Genomic DNA, 26,653 nt, shown 5'->3' with positions numbered 1-26,653 from the left:
AGGCACGTGAAACCTTGTCTGAATATGGGGGGACCATCCTCCAAGGCTAAATACTCCTGACTGACCGATAGTGAACCAGTACCGTGAGGGAAAGGCGAAAAGAACCCCTGTGAGGGGAGTGAAATAGATCCTGAAACCGCATGCATACAAGCAGTGGGAGCATATTTATTATGTGACTGCGTACCTTTTGTATAATGGGTCAGCGACTTATATTCAGTAGCGAGGTTAACCGTATAGGGGAGCCGTAGAGAAATCGAGTCTTAATAGGGCGTTTAGTTGCTGGGTATAGACCCGAAACCAGGCGATCTATCCATGAGCAGGTTGAAGGTTGGGTAACACTAACTGGAGGACCGAACCCACTGTCGTTGAAAAGCCAGGGGATGACTTGTGGATAGGGGTGAAAGGCTAATCAAGCCTGGTGATAGCTGGTTCTCCCCGAAAGCTATTTAGGTAGCGCCTCGGACGAATACCATAGGGGGTAGAGCACTGTTTCGGCTAGGGGGTCATCCCGACTTACCAAACCGATGCAAACTCCGAATACCTATGAGTACTATCCGGGAGACAGACTGCGGGTGCTAACGTCCGTAGTCAAGAGGAAAACAATCCAGACCGCCAGCTAAGGCCCCAAAATCATAGTTAAGTGGGAAACGATGTGGGAAGGCATAGACAGCTAGGAGGTTGGCTTAGAAGCAGCCATCCTTTAAAGAAAGCGTAATAGCTCACTAGTCGAGTCGGCCTGCGCGGAAGATGTAACGGGGCTAAAACTATGTGCCGAAGCTGCGGATTTACGCATTAGCGTAAGTGGTAGGGGAGCGTTCTGTAAGCCGATGAAGGTGTGTTGAGAAGCATGCTGGAGGTATCAGAAGTGCGAATGCTGACGTGAGTAACGATAAAACGGGTGAAAAACCCGTTCGCCGAAAGACCAAGGGTTCCAGTCCAACGTTAATCGGGGCTGGGTGAGTCGACCCCTAAGGCGAGGCCGAAAGGCGTAGTCGATGGGAAAATGGTTAATATTCCATTACTTCTGTGTAATGCGATGAGAGGACGGAGAAGGTTAAGTCAGCCTGGCGTTGGTTGTCCAGGTGGAAGACAGTAGGCATGCATCTTAGGCAAATCCGGGGTGCTCTATGCTGAGAGTCGATAGCAAGTAGGTTTACCTACGAAGTGGCTGATACCATACTTCCAAGAAAAGTCTCTAAGCTTCAGTTACACAGGAATCGTACCCGAAACCGACACAGGTGGTCAGGTCGAGTAGACCAAGGCGCTTGAGAGAACTCTGCTGAAGGAACTAGGCAAAATGGTACCGTAACTTCGGGAGAAGGTACGCTGCTGATGGTGATGGAACTTGCTTCCTGAGCTGTCGGCAGCCTCAGAAACCAGGCCGCTGCAACTGTTTATTAAAAACATAGCACTCTGCAAACACGAAAGTGGACGTATAGGGTGTGATGCCTGCCCGGTGCTGGAAGGTTAATTGATGGGGTTAGCGTAAGCGAAGCTCTTGATCGAAGCCCCAGTAAACGGCGGCCGTAACTATAACGGTCCTAAGGTAGCGAAATTCCTTGTCGGGTAAGTTCCGACCTGCACGAATGGCATAATGATGGCGGCGCTGTCTCCAGCAGAGGCTCAGTGAAATCGAAATCGCGGTGAAGATGCCGTGTACCCGTGGCTAGACGGAAAGACCCCGTGAACCTTTACTGCAGCTTGACATTGAACTTTGACCTTACTTGTGTAGGATAGGTGGGAGGCTTTGAAGTAGTGACGCCAGTTACTATGGAGCCATCCTTGAAATACCACCCTGGTAATGTTGAGGTTCTAACTCTGATCCATAATCTGGATCGAGGACCATGTCTGGTGGGTAGTTTGACTGGGGCGGTCTCCTCCTAAAGAGTAACGGAGGAGTACGAAGGTGCGCTCAGCGTGGTCGGAAATCACGCGTAGAGTATAAAGGCAAAAGCGCGCTTAACTGCGAGACCAACAAGTCGAGCAGGTACGAAAGTAGGTCTTAGTGATCCGGTGGTTCTGTATGGAAGGGCCATCGCTCAACGGATAAAAGGTACTCTGGGGATAACAGGCTGATACCGCCCAAGAGTTCATATCGACGGCGGTGTTTGGCACCTCGATGTCGGCTCATCTCATCCTGGGGCTGAAGCAGGTCCCAAGGGTATGGCTGTTCGCCATTTAAAGAGGTACGCGAGCTGGGTTTAGAACGTCGTGAGACAGTTCGGTCCCTATCTACCATGGGCGTTGGAAATTTGAGAGGATCTGCTCCTAGTACGAGAGGACCAGAGTGGACGAACCTCTGGTGTACCGGTTGTGACGCCAGTCGCATCGCCGGGTAGCTATGTTCGGAAGGGATAACCGCTGAAAGCATCTAAGCGGGAAGCCTACCTCAAGATTAGATTTCCCTGTGACTTTATGTCACCTAAAGAGCCGTTCAAGACTAGGACGTTGATAGGTTGGATGTGGAAGTGTAGTGATACATGAAGCTGACCAATACTAATTGCTCGTGAGGCTTGACTATACAACACCCAAACAGTTGTATTTCTCTTCAAATAGCTTGATTTAGTAATAAACCTAGTTACAATACAGACCAATTGAATAACCTGTTAAGCCAAATTTGGTTGAACATAGGCAATAACATAAGACCTAACCGTTCTCCATAACAGTTGTGCTGGCGACAATAGCGAGAGTGAACCACCTGATCCCTTCCCGAACTCAGAAGTGAAACCTCTTAGCGCTGATGGTAGTGTGGGGTTACCCATGTGAGAGTAAGTCATCGCCAGCATTTAATTCTAAGGCCTCCCATATGGGAGGCTTTTTTTATGCATGTAATAAAATTATGAGGTAATTAAGCTTGCAGCAATATTAATGCAAATTGCTAAAATAATTGTATTAAAGGTAAAGGCAAGCATAAGATGGAACGTATTAAGTATACGCATTTTCTTTGAGGTAATAGAAACGTCTGCAGTTTGGGAAGCTGTACCAATAACATAACTAAAATAAATAAAATCAAAATATACAGGCATAGGTGTTTTAGGAAATTCTAGTCCTGGTTCTTTTGCGCGATTCTTTGCTATATAAAATGCATGCGCATAATGAACGGCAAATACTGTATGCATGAATAACCAAGCCATAGCAATAGTGCCGAGAGCAAGTAAAATATGTGCATATTTTAGTGCAGGTACACTAGGGAGATGTGATAAATGAATGATAATGGCATACAAGCACATACTTACAGCAAGGCATACAAGTAAAAGAATAACCCACTTATTTTCATCTTGTTTTTCAGCACGTTCAGCAATATGTTTTTGATTATAGTGAGTAATAATTGCAAAAGTTCTTATTAAATATAAACCAATCGCACTATTCCAACTTGTAAGTAGAATAGTAGACCATGCCCAATTTGTTAAATAATTTAAAATACTAGCAATAACTAGCCCAACAGGTAACATAAGATAAAAATATGGGTGGTAACGAATATTTCTATATGTTTTTCTAATTAAACTCATATATTTTCCTAGTTATTCTATTTTATAAAGTGAAATAAAAAAGGGAATATCTAAGATACTCCCCCTCTAAATTAAATTTTAAAAAGGAGCATCAATATCTGTAATACTAATAACCTTATGATTTACAAATTCTTTTAGGCCTAGATCGAAAAGCTCGCGTCCATACCCAGATCTGCGAATACCTCCAAAAGGAATGTGTGATTTTGTTCCAGTTGGATGATTTACAAAGACCATACCGGTTGAAATTTTTTCGGCAACTTTTTGACCATGCTCTGGGTCAGTAGTGAACACAGACCCACCTAACCCAAAATGTGAGTCATTAGCAATACGTATAGCATCATCTTCATTTTTTACTTTAAATATCATAGATATAGGCCCAAAAAATTCTTCGTAGTAAGCAGGGTTTTCTGGCGTAATATTTGTAAGAATTGTTGGCTGAACAAAAGCACCTTGTTTTGGAACGGGCTCTCCAACTTCTTGAGCAATAGCACCATTTTTAATAGCATTTTTGACTTGTTGCTTTATATTATCAGCCGCCTTTTGTGATGAGAGAGGAGCGAGTTGAGTATCAGAAAATTTAGGATCTCCTGCTTTTAAAGCAGCAACACCTGCTATATATTTTTCTAAGAATTCATCATATATGCTTTCATCTACAATAATTCTTTTTGATGCAATACATACTTGACCTGCATTCCAATGTCTACCAAAAACAGCCCATTTAACAGTTTTGTCTAAGTCAGCATCGGCCAATACAATTAAGGCATCAGCACCACCCAACTCTAGTGTAGATTTTTTTAAACATTTTGCAGCGGTTTGAGCAACAATGGCGCCCGCTGCTTCAGAACCTGTTAGAGCAACCCCATGAACCCGTGAACCTTTTAAAACATCCTCTATTTTGTTATGTGGTAAAAAAAGATTAATAAAAGCACCTTTAGGTAATCCTGCATCTAACATAAGTTTTTCAAAAATAAGCGCACACTGTGGAACATTTGAAGCATGTTTGAGTAAAAGAGTATTACCAACAGAAAGTTGTGGAGCTAATATTCGGGTAATTTGATAGAAAGGAAAGTTCCAAGGTTCAATTGCTAAAATGACTCCTAATGGCTCATGAGAAACGATTGATTCACCATCTTCAGGAGACAGTGGTGGAATTTTTTGAGGAGCAAGTAAATTTTCTGCATTTTTTGCATAATAATCAAATATTTTTGCACATAATTCCACTTCTGCACGTCCTTCAGAAAGAATTTTACCCATTTCTAGGGTAAGTAATTGTGCATAGGTTTCAACATCTTGGCGTAAAATAGAAGCAGCTTTTGTTAGTATTTCTGAACGTGTTGTAAATGATGATAAACGCCAAGATTGAAATGCTTGATCTGCATCTGTAATGGCCTGTTGTATTTCAGCATCTGTTGCATCTGGAAAAGTTTTTATAACTTCACCTGTATATGGATTTGTTGTGGCAAATGGCATTGTTGAACTCCTTGTATATGATTTGCTTTAGAACTAAATATATATTTGTTGAGTACACGAGCATCTTATTTGTTTTTGCGTTTTAACAGCTTTATATAAATAATATAAATGAACTTTTACTCTGTAGCGTAAAGAAATATGAGGAATCGTAGCAAATTGCAAAAATAGAAGATTTTAAAATATATCTTCTATTTCTTTAATGGTCTATCACAGTAATACCGTGATCTTTTATAATAAATGATGTAATAAAATGAAAAGTACAAAGGCTTAGTTATGGTGGATTATCCCTCTACGCAATCAGATACGACCTCGAAAACCGACTATTTATACTGGTTTCGTAATTCTGCACCTTATATTAATGCGCACCGTAATAAAACTTTTGTGATTATGTTTGATGGTGCTGCATTAAAAAATAGTAATTTTCAGCATATTATTCATGATATTGCACTTTTACACTCGTTAGGTATTCGACTTGTTTTAGTACATGGGGCACGTGAACAAATTGATGAAAGCCTTGCTAAACAAGGTATTCAGACAGAATCTCATTTAAACCGTCGAATTACGACAAGAAAAGCTTTGCCAGAAATTATGAGTGCTGTTGGGGCATCTCGTATGCATATTGAGGCTTTACTCTCTATGGGGTTGGCAAACTCTCCAATGTTTGGCTCACGTATAGATGTTGTTTCAGGAAATATAATTACAGCAAAACCTTTTGGTATTCATGATGGTATTGATTTTCAACTTAGTGGAGAAGTCAGAGCTGTAGATACGCATACAATTAATCATTTATTGTCTAATAATAATATTGTGTTACTTGGCCCTACAGGATATTCAACTACTGGAGAGGTTTTTAATTTACTTGCAGAAGAGGTTGCTACTAAAACTGCAATTGCATTAAAGGCAGATAAACTTATTTTTTTAGGTGAGCAAGTAGGATTATTAAACTCAGGACATCAACTAATTCGTGAGGTGAGCTCGAATCAGCTTGATGAATATATTATAGAAAATAGTAGATCTCCATATTTTTCAACAACTTTAAAGTGTGCACAAGAAGCATCTTTACAAGGAGTTCAACGTATTCATTTATTACCATTTGCTTATGATGGCGCTTTAATTGAAGAGCTATTTACACGAGATGGTATAGGTACGATGGTCACAGATGCCCATTATGAAGAGGTGCGAATGGCAACGATTCATGATGTCGGTGGTTTAATGACATTGCTTAAACCTTTAGAAGAGCGAGGAATTTTAGTTTACCGTTCTAGAGAGAGGTTGGAAAATGAGATTGAACAATTTGCAGTGATTGAGCGAGATGGAACAATTTTAGCCTGTGCAGCATTGTATCCAATAGCAATTAAAGAACATGAAATACCATCTGCTGAAATTGCATGCGTGGCAGTGCATCCGGGCTATCGTAAGTCGAATAGAGGAACTCAAATTTTGACTTTCTTGGAAAATAAAGCGAAAAAAAGTGGAATTCAGCAATTATTCGTTTTAACAACACGCACAGCACATTGGTTTGTAGAGCATGGTTTTCAACCATCTGGTGTAGAAGATTTACCAAATTCACGCCAAGAGCTCTACAATTTTCAACGAAACTCATTGGTATTCAAGAAAATATTGATGTAATGCTTTCTTATAGATAAAAACGATAGTTTTGAGGATATTTTTAAATAGGTTTTTTTAATAAATTCCATGCAAAATCAAAGATATTTCTCTAAAATCTAAACATCTTTTTAGGCCGGTTGCATGTTATGGAATTAAAAAAAAGTATGCAAAAGCGACATCAGCTTTTAAATGCAGCCTTAGATGTATTTTCGATCTATGGTTTTAGTGGTGCAAGTTTAGATGAAATTGCTAAACGTGCTGATATGCATAAGTCGAATATATTTTATTACTTTGCAAATAAAGAAGCATTATATGTTGAAGTGTTGACATCAGTATTACAAAAGTGGCTAGAGTCTATGCAACTTTTGTATGTAGATGCAGATCCAGAAATACTGTTAACACAATATATTGAGAGTAAGATAGAGTTTTCTAAGACAAACCCGAAGGCTTCAAAGCTATATGCTTTAGAAATTATTCAGGGTGCGCCATATATTCATAATATTATTAAAGGCTCAATTAAAAAGCATTTCCGTCGCAAGGTAAAAGTGATTGCTGAATGGCAAGCACAGGGAAAAATTGCAGCAGATATTGCTCCTGAGCTATTTATTATGAATTTGTGGTCTTTAACACAAAGTTATGCTGATTTTGATGTTCAGTTTGAAGCACTTACAGGGAAAACACTACGCAATAGAGTATTTCATCAACGCGCGATTCAAAGCAGTGTTCAACTTTTACTACATGGTGCAGTTACAAAATCAAATACTGTATCATAGGTAAATCTTGCCTATTTTTCCTTGATTCATCACTCTAAATGCGAATAACAAGACGAACTGATTAGAATATGGCAAAATAGGCAAAGAGAACATTTTCTAAATGGATTATATGAGTCTTCCATGAATCTACTTCGTTTACATGCTTTGATGCCTTCATGCAATTTACCAAGAACAGCAATTAGTATTGGTAATTTTGATGGTGTGCACTTAGGGCATCAGGCGATGATTAAAAAGCTCAAAGAAGTTGCACAACAAGAAGAATTAAAAACACTCGTTATTATTTTTGAGCCTCAACCCCTTGAGTTTTTTAAAGGCAGTGAAGCACCACCAAGAATTTCATCTCTGAGAGAAAAAGTTGAATATTTAAAAGAGCTTGGTATCGATTACATTGCCATTGCAAAATTTGATCATCGTTTTAGAAATCAAAGTGCAGAAGATTTTGCCTTACTATTAAAAAATACTCTCAATGCGAAAAGCTTGATATTAGGTGATGATTTCCATTTTGGAAGAGACCGCCAAGGGAACAGTGAATTCTTAAAATCTTATGGTTTTGAAGTACATAATTTAAAGACTGTGACATTTGAAGGGAAGAGAGTGAGTTCAACTCGCCTTCGGCAAGTACTGCAAGAAGGTAACTTAGCGTTGGCAAACCAACTGTTAGGTCGCCCTTATAGTATTATTGGTCGCGTACAGCATGGCGATAAACTTGGTCGTACATTAAATTTCCCTACTGTGAATATTGCTTTAAAGCGTCATAAGCCCTGTTTAAATGGGATTTATGGTGTAGATGTTGTTTGTGAAACCCATAATTTAAGAGAAATAGTTAAACAACAATCAGATTTAATAGGTATTGCAGGATATCAGTCAGATAGTCTTTTTGGTGCGGGACATGTAGGCACGCGCCCTGCCGTAAAACAAGATGTCCCAGAGTGGCGTTTAGAAGTTCACTTTCCTGAAGTTTCTGCTAATCTGTATGGTTTACTTATGCGTGTAACTTTTTTAAATTACTTACACGGTGAGAAAAATTATGCTTCACTTGAAGCATTAAAGGTAGGAATACAAGATGATGTTGTTCAGCTAAACGAGTTTCGTAAGCAAAACAGCACATTTCCTTATTAATTTGAATTTTAAAGTACAACGAGTCATAGAAAACTCTGAAAACTGGAAGTAACTTGCATGAGCGATAAGCAAAATCCTGAAAATGTAGTGGATTATAAAGCCACATTGAACTTGCCGGGTACTGAGTTTGCAATGAAAGCAAACTTAGCAGTACGTGAGGTGAAATGGTTGGAAGAGTGGTATGCCGACAACATTTATCAGCGAATTCGTGACTCGCGTATTGGCAAAAAGAAATACATTTTGCACGATGGCCCTCCATATGCAAATGGACAAATTCACTTAGGTCATGTGGTAAATAAAGTACTTAAAGATATTATTATTAAAAGTCGTACTTTAGATGGTTTTGATGCACCGTATGTTCCGGGTTGGGACTGCCACGGTTTACCTATTGAATTAAAAGTTGAAGAAAAAGTTGGAAAAGTTGGGCAAAAAGTAGATGCAACAACATTCCGTAAACTTTGCCGTGAATATGCATTAAAGCAAGTAGATTTACAACGTCAAGATTTTAAGCGTCTTGGTATTTTAGGTGACTGGGATAACCCTTACCTAACTATGAACTTCAAGCAAGAAGCAGATATTGTTCGTGCACTTGGAAAAATTCAAAAGAATGGTCATATTCAACCGGGTCTAAAACCTGTGAACTGGTGTTTAGACTGTGGTTCGGCATTGGCTGAAGCTGAAGTTGAATATGAAGATAAGAAATCAGAAGCGATAGATGTTGGTTTTGCAGTTGTAGACTTAAATGACCTTTCAAAGCGTTTAGGTGTAGAAGTTACTACAGCAACGGATATGGTCATTTGGACTACAACACCATGGACTATTCCTGCTAACCAAGCTGTAGCTGTACATGCTGAAATTGAATATCAATTGATTGAAATTGACACTGATACAGGTAAGCAAAATATAATCTTTGCAAAAGATTTGGCTCAGTCTGCTTATGAGCGTTATAAGCTTCAAAATCCAAAAGTTATTGTAAATTTTGTCGGTGAGAAATTAGATCAGCTTCAACTACAACACCCACTAATTGTTGAAAGACAAGTTCCTGTAATTTTAGGTGAGCATGTTGTTGCAACAAGTGGTACAGGTGCTGTACATACCGCACCTGCGCATGGTGTAGATGACTATAAAGTTGGTTTACAAAATAATCTGCCTGTAGAAAACCCTGTAGGTGGCAATGGTGTTTATTTACCTGCTGCGTCGGTATTTGTAGGCGAGCATATTTATAAAGCTGTTCCTAAAATTATTGATGCTTTACGTGAAGCAGGTCGTTTGTGGGCACATGAAACGATTCAACATAGCTATCCACATTGCTGGCGCCATAAAACACCAATTATTTTCCGTGCAACACCACAATGGTTCATTAATATGGATCAGAATGGCTTACGTGAAGGTGCATTAAAATCTATCGAAAACGATATTAAGTTTGTACCAAATTGGGGACAAAGCCGTATTGAATCGATGATAGAAGGTCGCCCTGATTGGTGTATTTCACGTCAAAGAACATGGGGTGTACCAATTCCATTCTTTGTTCATAAAGATACCAATGAGCTACACCCACGCACACCTGAAATTATTGAAGAAGTTGCTCAACTTATTGAGAAAGAAGGCATTGATGCATGGTTTACCCGTGATACAGATGCGTTCTTAAGTGCAGAAGAAGCAAAAGAATATAACCCTGTACGTGACACGTTAGATGTATGGTTTGATTCTGGTACGACACATTATGCAGTATTAGATCAGCGTGAAGAGTTACATAGTCCTGCCGATTTGTATTTAGAAGGTTCTGACCAACATCGTGGCTGGTTCCAATCTTCATTGCTGACATCTATGGCAATTCATAATCGTGCACCGTATAAAACACTATTAACACATGGTTTCACTGTTGACGAAAAAGGTCGCAAGCTTTCTAAATCTTTAGGGAACTATATTCCTTTAGAGGAAATTACAAAGCAATTAGGTGCAGATGGCTTACGTTTATATGTTGCATCGAGTGATTATCGTTATGAAATTGCAGCGTCTAAAGAAATCTTTAGTCGTGTAAGTGATAGTTATCGTCGTATTCGTAATACATTACGTTTCTTATTGGCAAATTTAAAAGGTTTTGAACCGAGCAAAGATTTACTTCCTGTAGATCAATTAATTGCTTTAGATCAATATATCTTACAACGTGCCAATGACGTTCAAAAAACGATTGTTGATGCATATAACGAAATGAATTTTCATACTGTATGTACGGCACTCACAAGTTTCTGTATTAATGATTTGGGTGGTTTCTACTTAGATATCATCAAAGATCGTCAATATACGACAAAGGCAGACTCACAAGCACGCCATTCTGCACAAACAGCGCTTTACCATATTGTGCAAGCATTTGTTCGTTGGATGAGCCCAATCTTAAGCTTTACTGCACAAGAAGCATGGCCACTTATTCCTGAGCAATCTGAAAAATATGTGTTTACGCAAACATGGTATGACCTACCTCAAGTCGCAGAAAATGAAATTTCTGAACAAGCGTGGCAACAATTGATTCAAGTAAAAGCTGCTGTGAATAAACAGATCGAGTTCGCACGTAACGAAAAAGTCGTTGGTGGTAACTTATCTGCTAAAGTGAAAATTTGGGCAACACCTGAATTAGAGAAACTACTAAAATCTTTAGAAAATGAGCTTCGTTTTGTCCTGATTACTTCTCAAGTAGAGGTTAATGCTTTTGCTGAAGAAGGCAAGGAAACTGAAGTTGAAGGGTTACGTGTAGAGATTCTTGCAGCTGAAGGTGAAAAGTGTGTTCGCTGCTGGCATGTATTACCAGATGTAAATACACATTCAGAACATCCAGGTTTATGTTCTCGTTGTATCATCAATGTTGATGGTGCAGGTGAAGAGAGAAAATATGCCTAATCAACAACATGGAAAAGGCTTAAAATTTCATGTAGGAAATGTATTGTGGTTAGGGCTTTCTGCCTTAGCCATTATCATTGATCAGTGGACGAAGCATATTGCGAGTACATCTCTCGAATATGCCGACCCACAGCATGTTGTTCCTTTTTTAAATTGGACGCTTTTACATAACTATGGTGCTGCGTTCAGCTTTTTGTCGGGTGCAGGTGGTTGGCAGCGTTATGTATTTATTGGACTTGCTGGAATAGTATCTTTAATATTTGTTTTTTGGCTTATGCGTATGCCAAAAGGACAAAAAGTTTTACCTGCTGCATTGGCACTTATTTTAGGTGGTGCAATAGGTAACTTAATCGACCGTATGACTTTAGGTTATGTGGTAGATTTTATTCATGTTTATTATGGTCAATATAACTTTCCTGCATTTAATATTGCTGATAGTGCTATTACATTGGGTACAATTTTACTTTTAATTGATACGTTTTTTCTTGAGAAAAAAAGAAAGCAGCAACTGGATAAAGTGAATGGCTAATATTATTTCACCAAATGAAGAAACGAGAATAAAAGCAGGTGCGCATGTCGAGTTACATTTTTCAGTAGCTTTAGAAAATGGTGTGGAAATTGACAATACACGCCAACATGATGAACCTGTTGAGCTAACAATCGGTGATGGAAATTTATTGCCGGGGTTTGAGAAAGCACTATATGGGCTACGTGCGGGTGATCGCCGTACAGTACATTTGCCACCAGAGGATGCTTTTGGACCTTGGAATCCTGAAAATGTACAAACATTTGATACAGTGAAGTTTGAAGAAAGACCAACGATTGGGCATCTTATAGAGTTTGAAGATAAAGCAAAATCAAGCCTATTTGGCGTGGTCAAAGCGGTAGATGATGATATAACCGAGATTGACTTTAACCATCCCTTGGCTGGAAAGAATATTAGCTTTGAAGTTGAAATCTTTAAAGTGACACCTGTAGGTCAGCAGGGCATTAATATTATGTAAAAAAGCGCTTCGGCGCTTTTTTATTGCACGCTAATAATTGAGTTGGTTGCATCAATAAGTAAAAAGTCATTGTTGATACGATACCATTGTTGATCTCGTTCAGGTCGTGGCAAATTATATTGGTTATAGTTTACTTTATAGCGATCACTACGGTAATGCTGTGGCATTGTATAACCTTCTTGCCATTTTAAGCGCTTTAAACGTTCAAAACCTTGTTCCTCACGTGTTCTACGTATTTCTTGTATATCTTGAAAAGCATCTTGATGAATATGATTATTAAACCCTGAGAAACTATTGCCTTGAGACATATGCCCCATAGGATTGCCATTCATGCCACCCATATGATGAGGTTGTGCATATAAGGGAGTGACCAGCAATAAATCTGATGCAAATGCCAAGATATAACATAACTTTTTCATGTTGCACCTTTACGGAAATAGTGAGCTTTCATATTTGAATTTTTGCTTACTGTATCTAAAAAATGCAGAGAAAGTGTGAAGATCATAACAAGATTTGAAAAGGTTAAATAAAAGAAAGAATAGTAACTTGAAGGAAAGGAGAGATGAAGCTCCTTTCCTTTATTTTAGTGCATTAATCCTGTGCATTAATACTTTCACCATTGAGGTGTTTACTGTCTTCGCCCATTAAATATAGGTAAGCAGGCATGAGCATTTCTGAGGTTGGAAGCGTAAGAGGATCTTCATTAGGAAAGGCTTTTGCTCGCATTGCTGTGCGTGTTGCACCGGGGTTGATGCAGTTAAAGCGTAGTTGAGGATATGTATTTTCTTTTGCAAAAATTTGGCACATTGCTTCAACACCAAATTTGGAAACGGAATAAGCTCCCCACAGTGCACGTGCCTCACGCCCAACACCTGAGCTCGCAAATATAACAGAAGCGGCTTCTGACTTTTCTAAAAGTGGGAGTAAAGCTTGAGTCATTGCAAACGGTGCTCGTAAGTTTACAGCCATGACCTCATCCCATATATCTGTTGGATAGTCAGATAATGGTAAGCGTTCACCAAGTATGCCTGCATTATGCAAAATACCATCTAAACGGCCAAATTGAGAGGTAAGGGTATCTGCAAGAAGTTCATAGTCTCGTGTAGATGCACTTGAGAGCTGCAATGGTAAAATAGCAGGTTGTGGTGCACCTAAACCTTCTATTTCATCATAGATGACTTCGAGCTTGTTGATTGTACGTCCATGTAGAACAACAGTTGCACCATGTAAAGCATAACTGAGTGCAGCCGTGCGTCCAATACCATCACCCGCACCTGTAATAAGAATTACCTTATTTTTGAGTAAGTCAGGTCTAGGTTGATATTCTGAATATTTCATTGCGAGGCCTCCATTCACTTCTATATTTTTAAGTGATTTTTAGCTGATTTGCTTAGCAATTTCTGTATGTAATTGTTCAACATTTTGTACAATTACATCTGCATGCCATGCCTTAAGATCATCTTTCATATTCGGCGGTAAATAGCCATATGCTGCCAAGATGGTAAGCATATTGGCATGGCGTCCTGCATCAATATCTCTAGGATGATCGCCAACGTAAATAATATCTGTTGGAGAAATATTAAGTATGTTTGCAGCAAGAAACATTGGTTCTGGATCTGGTTTCGTTTTTTTGACATCTTCAGGGCAGACTAAGACAGCACAACGTTGATCTAGCTTGAGTTCACTGAGCAGTTTCTCTGTCAGGTAGCGTGGTTTGTTCGTCACAATACCCCAAGGAATATTGGCTGTTTCTAGCATCTCTAAAAGAGGGTACATTCCTTCAAACAGGTTTGTATCTACAACCACGTGTTGTTCATAAATATCTAAAAATTGCTGACGATATTTTAGGAATGTTGGATTGTCTTGAGACAGTTCTGGATATACCAACTGAACCATCGCACGTGCACCTTCAGAAACTTGTGCACGTATGGCATCTGCTGAAACAACAGGATGCCCAACTTCACGGCAGATATTTTGAATAATACGAATGAAGTCTGCAGCTGTATCTGCCAATGTGCCATCTAAATCAAATAAAACGGCTTTTTTCATACTTCACCTTTATCTTGTGTATGAACCATGTAGTTCACATCGATATTTGGTGCTAACCAGTAGTGTTTGGTAAGTGGGTTATAGTGCAAGCCAATCATATTTTTGAGTTCTAGATTTGCTGCACGGATGTCATAGGCAAGTTCAGATGGACGAATAAATTTATGATAGTCATGTGTGCCTTTTGGAAGTAGGCGAAGCACATATTCCGCACCAATAATAGCAAATAGGTATGATTTGGGATTGCGGTTAATCGTTGAGAAAAAAACATGACCGCCCGGTTTAACTAGTTTTTGGCATGCTTGAATAATAGATGCAGGATTTGGGACATGTTCTAGCATTTCCATACATGTCACAATATCGTATTTTCCTGCTTGCTCTTCTGCAAGTTGTTCAACAGGAACTTGTTTATATTCAATATTTTTTACATTATGTTTTTCGGCATGCAGACGTGCAACGTTGAGCGGTGCTTCACCCATATCTATACCTAAAACAGATGCACCACGACGAGCCATACTTTCAGCTAGAATACCGCCGCCACAGCCTACATCAATAATTTTTTTCCCTTCAATGCCTTCTGAATATTCATCAATCCAATTTAAACGTAGAGGGTTAATTTCATGTAATGGACGAAATTCAGATGTTTTGTCCCACCATTTTTCTGCAAGTGCTTCAAATTTTGCAATTTCTTGTGGATCAACATTTAATTGAGTCATGTGCTCTTCCTAAAATTATAAAACCCTTTTATTTCATCTAGTGTAGCGTTTATTGTAAAAAAAGCGATTACCCACGTAAAAAACTTCACAGAAACAAGACGTTTTTTGCATGAATCTTTTGAAATTAAACGTTACTCTATTGCATAGCTTAAAAGTTGATAAAAGGAAAGACTGAAAAATGAAGAAGTTTATTTTAGGTGGTTTGGCTGCGATGGTAATGGCTTTTTCTGTTAACGCAATGGCAGATCAATTTGTTGAGGGGAAAGATTACACAGTACTCAAAAACCCAACACCTGTAACAGGGAATAAGGTAGAAGTACGAGAGTTCTTTTGGTATGGCTGTCCACACTGTTTTAAACTTGAACCACATATGCAAGCTTGGTTAAAACAAATGCCAAAAGATGTAACTTTTGTGCGTATGCCTGCTGCAATGAATCCTGTATGGGAGTCAGGTGCACGTACTTACTGGGCATCTGAAATGTTAGGTGTGCGTCAGACGACACATTTGGCTTTATTTGATGCAATTCAGGTTGATAATCAACAAATCTTTGACCAAGCATCGGCTGCTAAGTTCTTTACAAAATATGGTGTACCTGAAAGCAAGTTTAATAATGCTTATAACTCATTTGCTGTAAGCTCTAAAGTTGCTGAATCAAATAAACTTGCACAACAGTATCAACTTGCAGGTGTGCCAGCGATTATTGTAGACGGTAAATATATGATTCAGGGTGAAGATGGGCGTGTAACAAAAGTACTGAGTTACTTGGTAGAAAAAGAAAGTAAATTGAAGAAGAAATAAATACTAAAAATAAAAAGGCATCTTATGATGCCTTTTTTTATAAATATATGGTTCGTTGCATGAAAAGTACGCGGTTGAGGCAGTTTTTAAGAAATATTTTTTTATCACTTTCTTGAGTGTTATTTTTACATAGATTAATCCAGTCTTTAGACCATACAAGGCACATTTCTAAAAGAAGCTCTGCAAACATATATAGCTCATCGGGTGTAATATTTTGGTATTTTTCTAATTTTTTTAAGTCGCTGACTAAATCTCGCGTTAAATCGAAAATATCTTGATAAATCATTTTCTCGAGTATTGGGTAGTTTCCCCAACGCTCTGAAATAAAGAAATGCCAATACGTTGAATGCTGTTCAACAAATTGAAATAATGTTTCTAAACGAACTTCTGTTGTTTCATCACTATGTGTTGAAAATCGTGCGCGCGATTGAAATAGTGCACTTTTAATGAAGACTGTCACTTGGTCTATAGCAGCTTGTGCAAGAACATCTTTGTTTGCAAAATGACGGTAGAGTGCACTAGGTACAATGCCAACTTCACGTGCGAGTTCACGTAAGCTCATACAATGGAAAGGCTGTCCGTTATAACTGAGTAAAAGGACTTTTTCGATAATAGCTTGCCTACTTTGTATTTTTCGCTCGGCACGTATAGACATTATAGGTTCCATCTCATAATGTAAAAAACAATTTAAACATAGAATAAAAAATAGTGCTATTTTTATCCAAGTTTTATGAGATAAACTTTTAAAAATTTGAAAATTAAAAAACCTAACCCATTTTTCAGGGTTAGGTTTTATTAATTAATTATTTGATTTTAAATAATTTAATGCAACATCTAAAGCATATTTTTGACAAGCAACCCCTGTATTTGGGTTATAGCTGCCATTATTTGTTAAATTATTAGATAGAACACGAATACCAATAAATGGAACGTGATATAGAGATGCAATTTGTGCGGCTGAAGCAGTTTCCATTTCTTCTACAGATGTTTGATAGTTGTCGTGGAAATATTTAATACGGTCTAATTCATTGTTCCATACATCTGCTGAACCAATGACACCTTCTACGACATTGCCTTGTTTATAGCTTGATTTAATTGCATTTGCTGCAACCAATAGCTTAGGGTCTGCTTCGAAACGTAGGCGACGACTTTCTTCTTCGGCACTGTTGTTTTTAGGCAGTACATTAAATGATTTATTCCATGTTAATGTATTTGAACCTTCACCAAGTGCTTTATTTGGTGTAATAAATGCACCAATATTTTCAGAAGTTTTACCTAAAACGATATCAAATACATTGAGCTTTGGATCATGACCGCCAGCAGTACCTTGGTTAATAATTGCTGCAGGATGATAATGTTCAATGGCTAAAGTTGTTGCAGCTGCCGCATCTGTCATGCCCATAAGTGTGCGAGAAATAACAATAGGGTAACCTTGGTATGTTCCTTCCCAAAACTTCCAAGCGCCGTAAGTTTTTTCTTTTACATCTTTGAGTTGACCAATCATATGGTCTGTTTCAATGTCTAAAGCACCTTGGATTACAACGGGAGCAACCACAGTATTTGCATAAGTGACATGTGTTGCCATGATCGATGTAACGGCGATAAGTGTTGGTTGAATGAACTTTTTCATAATAAATTTCCAAACAATGATCAGTTTATTTCAGAGCTTTTACGTACTGAATAACTAGCTGAGATGAGTTTTTGGCTGCGAGTTGAATGAATGTACTTTCTTCATTCTCACCAGCACCACCGCCAGCAAGGTCAGATAAGGCACGGAAAACAATAAATGGCGTATTGTTGACATAAGCAACGTGACCGATAGCAGCAGACTCCATATCGACAACATTTGCATGGAAAGTATTAAAAACAAATTGACGTAAGTCGGCATTGTCCATAAATGATTGTCCAGAAACACCATTACCACCAAAAGCAACTTTAGGTGTGTGGCTAAGGCAGTGGTTATCTGCTGTACAACGATCTAAATTAGGTTTAGCAAGAATTTCTTTTGCTTGAGCCATTAAATTTGGATCAACTTTAAACCAAAATTTTTCTTCAGGTGCCTGATTACCATTTGCAATTTGTACATCTTGTGGAAACATCATGCCAAAGTTTGGATAAGGTGTTTTTAAGAAAGCTGGTGCAACAAACTTTCCATTGGTCTGACGAGCCATGATTGATTCTAAATATTGTCCCCATTGGTCAGGTACTGAAATATCACCAATATTTAAATTTTGATTAATTCCACCTGCAACACCTGAAAAGATAATATTTTTAATATTGAAGTGATCTAGAGCCATTTGGGTAGTCATGGCAGCATTGACCATAGACATTCCAGATAAAAATAATACGACCTCTTTATCACCAATTTTTCCTGTATAAAATTCAGTTCGGTTGATGGTATGCAGTTGTGCATCTTTTAGAGCAGCGCGTAATTCAGGAATTTCAGGTTGGAATGCACACACAATAGCAATACGTGATGTGGTATCAATTTTGCTTTGAGCAAATGTCACGGTGCTTATGATTAAGCTAATAAAGAAGGTCAGTAACTTTTTCATTCAAAGTGCCTTTCAGGATAATAGAAGGTGTAAAGCAAGCAATATGCCAAGAAAATGCTATGGCATGACATGAAGAGATATAGAAAATAAATGAATAAATGTTTAAATTAAACACTATTTTGACATGAAAAATAACATTTTTTAATATAAATGAAATAAAATAATGGGTTAGTTTTAACATCAATATGATTATTTGATGATTTTTGTTGCAATGTATATGTAAGTGGGCATATTCATTGCTTATAAAACTCCTTTAATTCTATTTTTGCCATTTTGGTCAAAATTGTATATGTCGTGACTTAGGAGCACGTGAAATCATGTCTAACAAACTATTGAGCTATTTTTTTGCTGCAACAGCAACGGTTTGTGCCGTTCAACAAACGAATGCTGCGATGAATACAACGTTATGGGGTATCTACAGCAATAATGTTATGTTTAGCCCAAAGCCTGTAAAGAATGCTTATTTAGAGCTTGAATATTCAGGGCAAACTGGCCCAATAGACTGGTATGGTTACTTTGATGCACCTAAGTTTTTTGATGGAAATCGTAATATTTCAGGTGTTTGGGATAGTAGAAGTTCTAAACTCTTTATGGAACATGAGCCAAAAGTTTCTTTAAATCGCTTAACAGGAAAAGACCTCTCAGTTGGACCTTTTAAAGATTGGTTTGTTGCAACGGATTGGATTTTAGATGCTGGGAATACAGTATTAACACGCCAAAACACATTATATTATGGTTTAGGGACATCAATTGATACACATACTAAACTAGGTATGAGTGTGAATGTATATGCAAAACAGCAATGGGAAAACTATGGTGCTGCAAATGCTTATACATCGGATGGTGGACGCTTACAGGTACAGTTCTTCTATCCTTTATATTCTTTCCAAAATGGTGCATCTTTAAACTACTTCACTTTCTCAAACTATGACTTTGGGTCAAAACTTGCTGATAAAACAGGTGGTAATACGCGCACAAATGAAGCTTTTGTATCTACGCATATTTTCTCGTATCAACAGAAACAGTTTGGTGCATATGCAGGCGCACGTTATTTCCATAATGGTGGTCAGTTTAAAGATGGTGCAACAAATAACTGGGGTAGTGGTGACTTCACACAAACAAGTACAGGTTGGGGATACTACCTTGCTTTAGGTTACCATTTCTAATACAGATAATGCTTTAGTAAATGGCAGTCATATAAATGACTGCTATTTTTATATGTGGTTATGATTTGTAATATATCTATGGCTGAATTACTAAAAAATAAAATAGAATCTGTTACAATTATTTCATTCATTTACTTTTAGTTAGATTGAAGGAAAAAAAATGCGTATAGACCAAAGAGCCGTAGATCAGCTTCGTGACGTAAAAATTACTAGAAACTACACGCGTTACGCAGAGGGTTCTGTTCTCATTGAATTTGGTCATACCAAAGTACTTTGTACAGCAAGTATCGACCATAACGTCCCAAGATTTTTAAAAGGTCAAGGTCAAGGTTGGGTAACCGCAGAATACGGTATGTTACCAAGATCGACACATACACGTTCAGACCGAGAAGCTGCTCGTGGGAAACAAAGTGGTCGTACGCAAGAAATTCAGCGTTTGATTGGACGTAGTTTACGTGCAATGGTTGACTTAAAGAAACTTGGTGAAAATACGATTACGATTGACTGTGATGTGATTCAAGCAGATGGTGGAACACGTACAGCTTCAATTACAGGTGCTGCAATTGCACTTGTAGATGCAATTAGCGTTTTGCTTGAAAAGAAAAAAATTAAGCAAGATCCGCTTAAAGGTTTAATCGCTGCGATTTCTGTAGGTATTTATCAAGATGAAGCTCTGCTTGATCTTTGCTATGAAGAAGACTCGAACTGCCAAACAGACTTAAATGTTGTAATGACACAAGCAGGCGAGTTTATTGAAATTCAGGGTACTGCGGAAGATAAGCCATTTACACGTGCACAATCAGATAGCATGTTAGAACTTGCAGAAAAAGGAATTCAAACACTGATTCAGAAGCAGCAAGAAGCATTAGGCTGGTAAGAAGTGGAATGGTGAGTAATTAAGGTCTTTCTTGTCATAGATCTTAATAGATTCATTATCAATCTCCATACAGCACTTGTTAGATTAAACCACTCTCTTATATATAGAGAGTGGTTTTTTAATATAGATTTAGATAACACCACATGCGATACGGCTACCACCACCGCCAAGTGGCTTAGGTGTATCAGAATAGTTATCTCCACCACTGTGAATAACCATTGCATGCCCTTTAATGTTTGCAAGCTTTAGGCGCGGTGCAATACTTGTTTCTTGAACATGACCATCGTTATTTGCAGTTAGTAAAGGTAAATCGCCTAGATGACCCGTAAGGGGGGTTCCATGATGTTCTGCATGATTTGGATTAAAATGACCACCTGCTGCAAGTGCTGCAGCTATTTGCCCATTTTTACCTACAGGCTCACATGAGCCATATTCATGTATATGGAAGCCATGGGGGCCTGATGGAATATTGCTGAGGTTAGTCTGAATTTTTAATCCTTTAGCTGTATCTTCTAAGCTTACCGTACCTATTTTTTCTCCTATACCTTGTGCCGATACTGCATAAATAGGAACGATTTCCTTCGTTTTTTCATGTTTTGGATAAAGCGTACTGCATCCAGTAACGACTAAAATGCTTGAAAAGCACAAGCCAAGTGTTTTACATAGTCCATTTATATTCATTCATTTGTTCCTAGTGTTTAAATTATGAGTTGAGTATAGATAAAGTTGAACTATTTTAAATTGAGATTAGTGATAGTTTTAAACTTTAACTCTCTGCATAGATTCTACAAGTTTTTTAAAATTTATGACTAAAAATAAAAGCAACTTATATCACTTGTTTTTGGATATAGTGGATTTTTATATATATTTGAATTTTAAAATTTTATGGTGGTTTTTTATCACGATATTTTATGAGATGAGTTGTATTAAATATAGTATTGATATGGTTGATATACATTCTTTATCGATTTAAAAATTAAGAGCTGTAAGCTGTATTGTAGAAATTATGCTAAGAGGTTTTTAAAACTCTAATTCAAGAATTTATAGCTATATTTAAAGAAATTGTAGTGCGTATACTTTATGAATTATTTTGAAATAATATCAGACAAATTTATTTTTTTAAGTGATTGATAAAGATTAACTTAATGTGCTAGTTTTGAAGGTGAGGGACATAAGAATTTAGTCAATTCAGGGAGATAGAGAAGTCAAAGTCGATATCTTGTGATATGTATTACTTATTTTTAATTTGCAATAGATATACGGATTAAGCACTAAATTTTTACGGAATCATAAAGTAAAAGCGTCTTTTTCTAAGAGAACTCATGTTATCTTAAAGTGATGCTTTTTATTAATCATGGAGTGAACGCAAAGAAAAGGTTTTTCTATACTAATGTAGTATGTCCTTTAGGGTAGATAATCCCTAAGGTGTATTTTCATCGTATAGAGAAAGTGTAGAGTCTGTTTTATTGACTTAATCTTGCGCTATTTTAAATAGTTTAATGGAGTCGGGAATGTCATATTTTGCGATTATATTTGAAACAGATGAAGCGAACTATGGGCGTGTGGAAGACGCAATTCATACCGTTTCTAAAGGAAATTGCCAAAAAATCTTACATAATTTTTGGGTGGTGAATACACTTTATCCTGATGCCAAAAAAGTTCGAGACTACATTAAAAACTATTTAAAACTCGATTTTGACGATAAAGTATTCGTGACTGCTATTAAAGAAGGGGAGTCACCATGGGCCTCTTGGGGACTAGAAAAAACAGCAGTTGATTGGTTAACATCAAAAGCTCAGTCTCATAGCTGATACAATTTTAAAGAAGATGGAAATTTTAATTTCAAAGGTGAATATAAAATGATTAATGTTGCTATTAATGGATTTGGTCGTATTGGTCGTAGCTTTGTTCGTGCACTTCAAGCAAAACAAAGCGAAATTAACATTGTTGCAATTAACGATCTAGGATCGGTAAAACAACTTGCACACCTATTAAAGTATGATACGGCATTTGGCAACTTTCCTGAAGAAGTTAAAGTAGAAGAAAACGCGCTATACATTGGCGATAAAAAAATTGCAGTTTACCAAGAAAGAGACCCTGAGAACTTACCTTGGAAAGAATTAAATATTGATGTTGTTTTAGAATCTACGGGTGTGTTTGTAAGTGGTCCTGCTGCATCTAAACACTTAAAAGCAGGCGCACGTAAAGTTGTTATTTCTGCACCAGCAAGTGAAGTTGACTTAACAATTGTTCAAGGCGTAAATAACGACTTATATGACAAAGAGAAACATAACATTGTTTCAAATGCATCTTGTACAACAAACTGCCTAGCACCTTTGGCAAAAGTAATTAATGATAACTTCGGTATTGTTGATGGCTTCATGACAACAATCCATGCTTATACACAAGATCAAAACTTACAAGATTCTCCACACAAAGATATGCGCCGTGCACGTTGTGCAGCACAGAACATTGTGCCGACATCTACAGGTGCAGCGAAAGCAATTGGTCTAGTTATTCCTGAGCTAAAAGGAAAATTAGATGGTGGTGCAGTACGTGTACCAGTAATTACAGGTTCAATGGTTGACTTAACTGTAAACTTAAAAGAAACAGTAACTATTGAGCAAGTAAAAGCTGCTGTGAAAAAAGCTGCTGAAAATGAAATGAAAGGTGTATTGGCATACACAGAAGATGAAATCGTATCTTCAGATATTATTAAAAACCCTGCATCTTCAATTTTTGATGCTGGCTTAACCAATGTAATTGGTGACAAATTCCTAAAAGTAACAAGTTGGTACGACAACGAGTGGGGCTTCTCTAACCGTTTAATCGATACAATTCAGCAAGTTGCTGAAAAATAATTATTACAAGAAATTGTAATAATTAAGAAAAAGCCGATATTTATATATCGGCTTTTTTATTTGGTATAGATATTGAAATATTAAAAAGGTTTCTTTATCCAAATACTTACAAGCATAAGTACAGCAAAGACTATGGATAAGGTTATGCCATTTTCTATAGGTCTGCTTAATATATTCGTACTAGGATATTTTCCCTTAAGATATTTTAAATAATGTGTCGACATTAAAAAGTAAAAGGCTCCACACCAGTACCATTCACCATTATCTTTCATCGTGGCTCGATTAAACCCATTGGTTTTAAAATTTAAGAGTATGAGTGAAATAAGTACTATGGCAATGAATATACCTGAGTAGCGTATTTGTTTAACTCTACGAGTTAGTTGAGATATTTCCATAATCAATCAAATAAATTATTTAATTATAATAATATAATTTGTTTTAATATATTGTGATTGAATATTCCTTATGTTTTTAAGGGGTTTGCATTGCAAATGATTAGAAGAATAGTATGGTAATCCATGTTATAAAAATAATAGTCAGGGCAACAAATTGAGCAGCACTGCCCATATCTTTTGCAATTTTTGCAAGAGGATGTCTTTCAAGTGAAATACGATCTACAACAGCTTCGATTGCTGAGTTAAATAACTCGACAATAATGGCAATGAGACCAACAACAATAAGTAAAATATGTTCTGATCTAGATGCTTCCACCCAAAAACTTATGGGGAGTAGTATTAGGTTAAGGTATACAATTTGCCGAAATGCAGCCTCATTTTGAAAAGCTGATTGAAAGCCTGAAATTGAGTAATGAAAAGCATTTATAATGCGTTTCATCCCATGATTTCCTTTAAATGGGGAGTATTGACTCATAATTTATAAATTGAGCAATGGGTAAGACAAGATACTAGATATCATACCGTGTCTATAATTAAGTAAAAGTTAAATTTAGTTTGATATAAAAAATTACATCTAAATGTAAGTTTTTCCATCGTGATACCCTGAAAATGGTATTCTGCTTTTCTTTTGAAAAATGCATTGAATTGAGGCGATAAATGCAAGAAAAAACACAGCCTTTTTATATAGAAAATGGTGTTTTACAAGGAGTGTGTCAAATACCATCTCCGAACTTTAACCAACGTCCTGAAGAAAGTGAAATTCAACTTATTGTAATTCATAATATCAGCTTACCTCCCTCCCAATTTGGGCAAGGGTACATTCAGCAGTTTTTTCAGAACAAATTAGATTGGGATGCAAACCCATATTTTCAGACTATAAAAGGGATGGAAGTTTCTGCCCACTTACTTATTTTACGTACGGGTGAGGTAATACAATTTGTTAATTTCCAAGACCGTGCATGGCATGCAGGGCGTTCTACTTATTTAGGGCTGCCTGAATGCAATGATTATTCGATAGGTATTGAACTTGAAGGAAGCGATGATTTGCCTTTTGAGGAGGCTCAATATACATCACTTGTAAGTGTAGTTCATTGTCTAAAGCAAGCATATCCGAAAATACAACAGCATATTGCAGGACATTCAGATATTGCACCTGTGCGTAAAACTGATCCGGGGCCATATTTTAACTGGTTACGTTTTAGAGCATTATTAAATGCTGATTCATGATAATAATTGATCTTTTAATGAAAAAATCCATCCATTTTAATTAAAATGGCCATATTAAACTAAATTTAGGTATAAAAAATGGCGCTTTGGCGGTCGACATTTGTCGTAAGTGCAATGACGATGCTGTCACGTATTTTAGGGTTAGTACGTGATATGGTTTTGTTAAATGTATTTGGAGCAGGCAAAGAGTTTGATGTCTTTGTCGTTGCATTTAGGATACCGAATTTCTTCAGGCGACTGTTTGCAGAAGGTGCATTCTCTCAAGCATTTATTCCTGTTTTAACTGAGTATAAAACAAAACTACATGTTGAAGTACAAATACTCATTAGTCGTGTTTTTGGCTGTTTGTTACTGTTAATGTCATCATTGACACTCATTGCGATGCTTGCTGCACCTGCAATTGTGTATGTATATGCTCCCGGTTTTCATGAACATCCCGATAAATTTGTCGATGCAGTACAGATGTTTCGCTTAACTATTCCATACTTAATGTTTATGTCACTAACGGCATTTGCAAGTAGTATTCTCAATAGCTATGGCTCTTTCTTTAGTCCCTCATTTTCTCCCGTACTTCTCAATGCAATTATGATTGCAGGCGCTTGGTGGCTTACACCTTATATGCAAACGCCAATCATGTCATTGGGATGGGCTGTAATTGCCGCAGGTATTATTCAGCTTGCGATACAAATTCCGGAGTTATGGCATAAAAAACTACTGATTCCACCAAGAGTAGACTTTAAACATGAAGGTGTAAAAAAGATTCTACGTTTGATGCTTCCTGCATTATTTGGCGTATCTGTAACGCAAATTAACTTACTGCTAAACACCATATGGGCATCGTTTATGCAAGATGGTTCTGTGTCATGGCTTTATAGTGCAGAGCGTATGACGGAACTACCATTAGGACTGATAGGTGTTGCCATTGGGACAGTGATTTTACCTTCACTTTCCACAAGACATGCTGAACAAGATGTTGAAAAATTTAAAGGTATGATTGATTGGGCTGCACGCGTTATTATTTTAGTAGGTGTGCCTGCAAGCTTAGCATTATTTATGTTGTCGACCCCAATTATTCAAGCACTTTTTCAGCATGGTGAATTCACCCCTCAAGATACAAGAATGACCTCATTGGCTTTACAGTGTATGAGTGGTGGTGTGTTGGCATTTATGCTTATTAAAGTATTTGCTCCTGGTTTTTATGCACAACAAGACACGAAAACTCCTGTACGTATTGGACTTGTGGCTGTAGCTGCCAATGCGCTAATGAATGTTATTTTAATTACGTTCTTTAAGTATATTGATTGGCATGCACCACATATGGCTTTAGGCATCTCATCATCATTTTCTGCACTTGTAAATGCAGGCTTATTATATTACTTCTTACATAAGCGTGATGTTTTCAGATTTGGACCACATTGGAAAAAAATTGCAGTCCAATATCTGATTGCAAATATTGTGATGGGAATTGCTTTAGCGATTGGTATTCACTTTTATAATGGGCAGCTCTCGCAGTGGATGCGTATTACAGAAGTTCTAGGTCTTTGTTTTGTTGGTGTGGTTGCCTATGCATTCACATTATTAATTGTTGGTTTTAGACCACGACATTTAAAACCATAACTTGTGACCAAAACTA

The 26,653-nt window shown here is 37.4% G+C and carries 24 protein-coding genes and 2 rRNA genes; 15 read left to right on the top strand and 11 right to left on the bottom strand.

The window, feature by feature from the left end; genetic code table 11:
- Positions 1 to 2,521, top strand: a 23S ribosomal RNA gene (locus P256_RS08755); the annotation flags it as partial.
- Positions 2,522 to 2,670: 149 nt separating this feature from the next.
- Positions 2,671 to 2,785, top strand: a 5S ribosomal RNA gene (gene rrf, locus P256_RS08750).
- 52 nt (positions 2,786 to 2,837) lie between these two features.
- On the opposite strand, the gene P256_RS08745 is transcribed toward rrf, so the two are convergent.
- Together P256_RS08745 and P256_RS08740 are read right to left on the bottom strand one after the other, a co-directional pair.
- Complete coding sequence (locus P256_RS08745) at positions 2,838 to 3,509, bottom strand: DUF1345 domain-containing protein (protein WP_023273329.1); 672 nt, start codon at positions 3,507 to 3,509, stop codon at positions 2,838 to 2,840.
- Positions 3,510 to 3,587: 78 nt separating this feature from the next.
- The gene (locus P256_RS08740) at positions 3,588 to 4,979 is read right to left on the bottom strand and encodes an NAD-dependent succinate-semialdehyde dehydrogenase (protein ID WP_023273328.1); all 1,392 of its coding nucleotides are present in this window, start codon (positions 4,977 to 4,979) and stop codon (positions 3,588 to 3,590) included.
- Between the two features lie 273 nt (positions 4,980 to 5,252).
- Between P256_RS08740 and argA the strand changes: the two genes are divergently transcribed.
- From argA to P256_RS08710, 6 genes are all read left to right on the top strand, one after another.
- Complete coding sequence (gene argA, locus P256_RS08735) at positions 5,253 to 6,608, top strand: amino-acid N-acetyltransferase (RefSeq protein WP_023273327.1); 1,356 nt, start codon at positions 5,253 to 5,255, stop codon at positions 6,606 to 6,608.
- A 125-nt stretch (positions 6,609 to 6,733) separates the two neighbouring features.
- Positions 6,734 to 7,360: a TetR/AcrR family transcriptional regulator gene (locus P256_RS08730; RefSeq protein WP_023273326.1), complete on the top strand. Its 627-nt coding sequence runs from the start codon at positions 6,734 to 6,736 to the stop codon at positions 7,358 to 7,360.
- 120 nt (positions 7,361 to 7,480) lie between these two features.
- Entirely contained in the window at positions 7,481 to 8,479 is a 999-nt protein-coding gene (gene ribF, locus P256_RS08725; protein ID WP_023273325.1) for a bifunctional riboflavin kinase/FAD synthetase, read from the top strand.
- Positions 8,480 to 8,536: 57 nt separating this feature from the next.
- A complete protein-coding gene (gene ileS / locus P256_RS08720) occupies positions 8,537 to 11,374 on the top strand; it encodes an isoleucine--tRNA ligase (protein WP_023273324.1) in 2,838 nt (945 codons plus the stop codon).
- Positions 11,367 to 11,903 (top strand): signal peptidase II, encoded by a 537-nt coding sequence (lspA, locus tag P256_RS08715; protein WP_023273323.1) that lies wholly within the window; start codon positions 11,367 to 11,369, stop codon positions 11,901 to 11,903. Before ileS ends, lspA begins: the two co-directional genes overlap by 8 nt.
- A complete protein-coding gene (locus P256_RS08710) occupies positions 11,896 to 12,378 on the top strand; it encodes an FKBP-type peptidyl-prolyl cis-trans isomerase (protein ID WP_023273322.1) in 483 nt (160 codons plus the stop codon). Before lspA ends, P256_RS08710 begins: the two co-directional genes overlap by 8 nt.
- 20 nt (positions 12,379 to 12,398) lie before the next feature.
- On the opposite strand, the gene P256_RS08705 is transcribed toward P256_RS08710, so the two are convergent.
- The 4 genes from P256_RS08705 to ubiG form a co-directional block, all read right to left on the bottom strand.
- Positions 12,399 to 12,797, bottom strand: a complete 399-nt coding sequence (locus P256_RS08705; protein ID WP_023273321.1) for an RcnB family protein — start codon at positions 12,795 to 12,797, stop codon at positions 12,399 to 12,401.
- A 172-nt stretch (positions 12,798 to 12,969) separates the two neighbouring features.
- Positions 12,970 to 13,716, bottom strand: a complete 747-nt coding sequence (locus P256_RS08700) for a YciK family oxidoreductase (protein WP_023273320.1) — start codon at positions 13,714 to 13,716, stop codon at positions 12,970 to 12,972.
- Positions 13,717 to 13,755: 39 nt separating this feature from the next.
- Positions 13,756 to 14,427, bottom strand: a complete 672-nt coding sequence (locus tag P256_RS08695; RefSeq protein ID WP_023273319.1) for an HAD family hydrolase — start codon at positions 14,425 to 14,427, stop codon at positions 13,756 to 13,758.
- A complete protein-coding gene (ubiG, locus tag P256_RS08690; RefSeq protein WP_023273318.1) occupies positions 14,424 to 15,140 on the bottom strand; it encodes a bifunctional 2-polyprenyl-6-hydroxyphenol methylase/3-demethylubiquinol 3-O-methyltransferase UbiG in 717 nt (238 codons plus the stop codon). Before ubiG ends, P256_RS08695 begins: the two co-directional genes overlap by 4 nt.
- A 178-nt stretch (positions 15,141 to 15,318) precedes the next feature.
- Here ubiG and P256_RS08685 point away from each other — a divergent pair, with 178 nt between their 5' ends.
- Entirely contained in the window at positions 15,319 to 15,939 is a 621-nt protein-coding gene (locus P256_RS08685; protein WP_023273317.1) for a thiol:disulfide interchange protein DsbA/DsbL, read from the top strand.
- 37 nt (positions 15,940 to 15,976) lie between these two features.
- Here P256_RS08685 and P256_RS08680 read toward each other — a convergent pair whose 3' ends face one another.
- From P256_RS08680 to P256_RS08670, 3 genes are all read right to left on the bottom strand, one after another.
- Positions 15,977 to 16,594 carry a TetR family transcriptional regulator gene (locus tag P256_RS08680; RefSeq protein WP_023273316.1) on the bottom strand — a complete coding sequence of 206 codons (618 nt, stop codon included), beginning with the start codon at positions 16,592 to 16,594 and terminating at the stop codon, positions 15,977 to 15,979.
- Between the two features lie 144 nt (positions 16,595 to 16,738).
- Positions 16,739 to 17,524, bottom strand: a complete 786-nt coding sequence (locus P256_RS08675) for a 5'-methylthioadenosine/S-adenosylhomocysteine nucleosidase (protein ID WP_228130238.1) — start codon at positions 17,522 to 17,524, stop codon at positions 16,739 to 16,741.
- Between the two features lie 70 nt (positions 17,525 to 17,594).
- Positions 17,595 to 18,494 carry a 5'-methylthioadenosine/S-adenosylhomocysteine nucleosidase gene (locus P256_RS08670; RefSeq protein ID WP_023273314.1) on the bottom strand — a complete coding sequence of 300 codons (900 nt, stop codon included), beginning with the start codon at positions 18,492 to 18,494 and terminating at the stop codon, positions 17,595 to 17,597.
- 317 nt (positions 18,495 to 18,811) lie between these two features.
- On the opposite strand from P256_RS08670, the gene tsx reads away from it, so the two are divergent.
- Together tsx and rph are read left to right on the top strand one after the other, a co-directional pair.
- Positions 18,812 to 19,660, top strand: a complete 849-nt coding sequence (tsx, locus tag P256_RS08665; protein ID WP_023273313.1) for a nucleoside-specific channel-forming protein Tsx — start codon at positions 18,812 to 18,814, stop codon at positions 19,658 to 19,660.
- 160 nt (positions 19,661 to 19,820) lie between these two features.
- Complete coding sequence (gene rph / locus P256_RS08660; RefSeq protein WP_023273312.1) at positions 19,821 to 20,537, top strand: ribonuclease PH; 717 nt, start codon at positions 19,821 to 19,823, stop codon at positions 20,535 to 20,537.
- A gap of 129 nt (positions 20,538 to 20,666) precedes the next feature.
- Here rph and sodC read toward each other — a convergent pair whose 3' ends face one another.
- Entirely contained in the window at positions 20,667 to 21,218 is a 552-nt protein-coding gene (sodC, locus tag P256_RS08655; RefSeq protein WP_023273311.1) for a superoxide dismutase family protein, read from the bottom strand.
- An 830-nt stretch (positions 21,219 to 22,048) separates the two neighbouring features.
- Here sodC and P256_RS08650 point away from each other — a divergent pair.
- Together P256_RS08650 and gap are read left to right on the top strand one after the other, a co-directional pair.
- A complete protein-coding gene (locus P256_RS08650; protein WP_023273310.1) occupies positions 22,049 to 22,348 on the top strand; it encodes a hypothetical protein in 300 nt (99 codons plus the stop codon).
- A 48-nt stretch (positions 22,349 to 22,396) separates the two neighbouring features.
- A complete protein-coding gene (gene gap / locus P256_RS08645) occupies positions 22,397 to 23,398 on the top strand; it encodes a type I glyceraldehyde-3-phosphate dehydrogenase (RefSeq protein WP_023273309.1) in 1,002 nt (333 codons plus the stop codon).
- A gap of 495 nt (positions 23,399 to 23,893) precedes the next feature.
- Here the strand turns inward: gap and P256_RS08635 are convergent, their stop codons facing one another.
- Positions 23,894 to 24,268, bottom strand: a complete 375-nt coding sequence (locus tag P256_RS08635; RefSeq protein ID WP_040331978.1) for a diacylglycerol kinase — start codon at positions 24,266 to 24,268, stop codon at positions 23,894 to 23,896.
- Positions 24,269 to 24,450: 182 nt separating this feature from the next.
- Between P256_RS08635 and ampD the strand changes: the two genes are divergently transcribed.
- Together ampD and murJ are read left to right on the top strand one after the other, a co-directional pair.
- On the top strand, positions 24,451 to 25,020 hold the full coding sequence (ampD, locus tag P256_RS08630) for a 1,6-anhydro-N-acetylmuramyl-L-alanine amidase AmpD (protein WP_023273306.1): 570 nt from the start codon (positions 24,451 to 24,453) through the stop codon (positions 25,018 to 25,020).
- A 78-nt stretch (positions 25,021 to 25,098) separates the two neighbouring features.
- Positions 25,099 to 26,637 carry a murein biosynthesis integral membrane protein MurJ gene (murJ, locus tag P256_RS08625; RefSeq protein WP_023273305.1) on the top strand — a complete coding sequence of 513 codons (1,539 nt, stop codon included), beginning with the start codon at positions 25,099 to 25,101 and terminating at the stop codon, positions 26,635 to 26,637.
- Positions 26,638 to 26,653: the final 16 nt, after the last annotated feature.

The organism is Acinetobacter nectaris CIP 110549 (assembly GCF_000488215.1).
GTDB lineage: Bacteria > Pseudomonadota > Gammaproteobacteria > Pseudomonadales > Moraxellaceae > Acinetobacter > Acinetobacter nectaris.
Note: the sequence above shows the minus strand (reverse complement) of the source record. Positions and strands in the feature narration are given on the sequence as shown.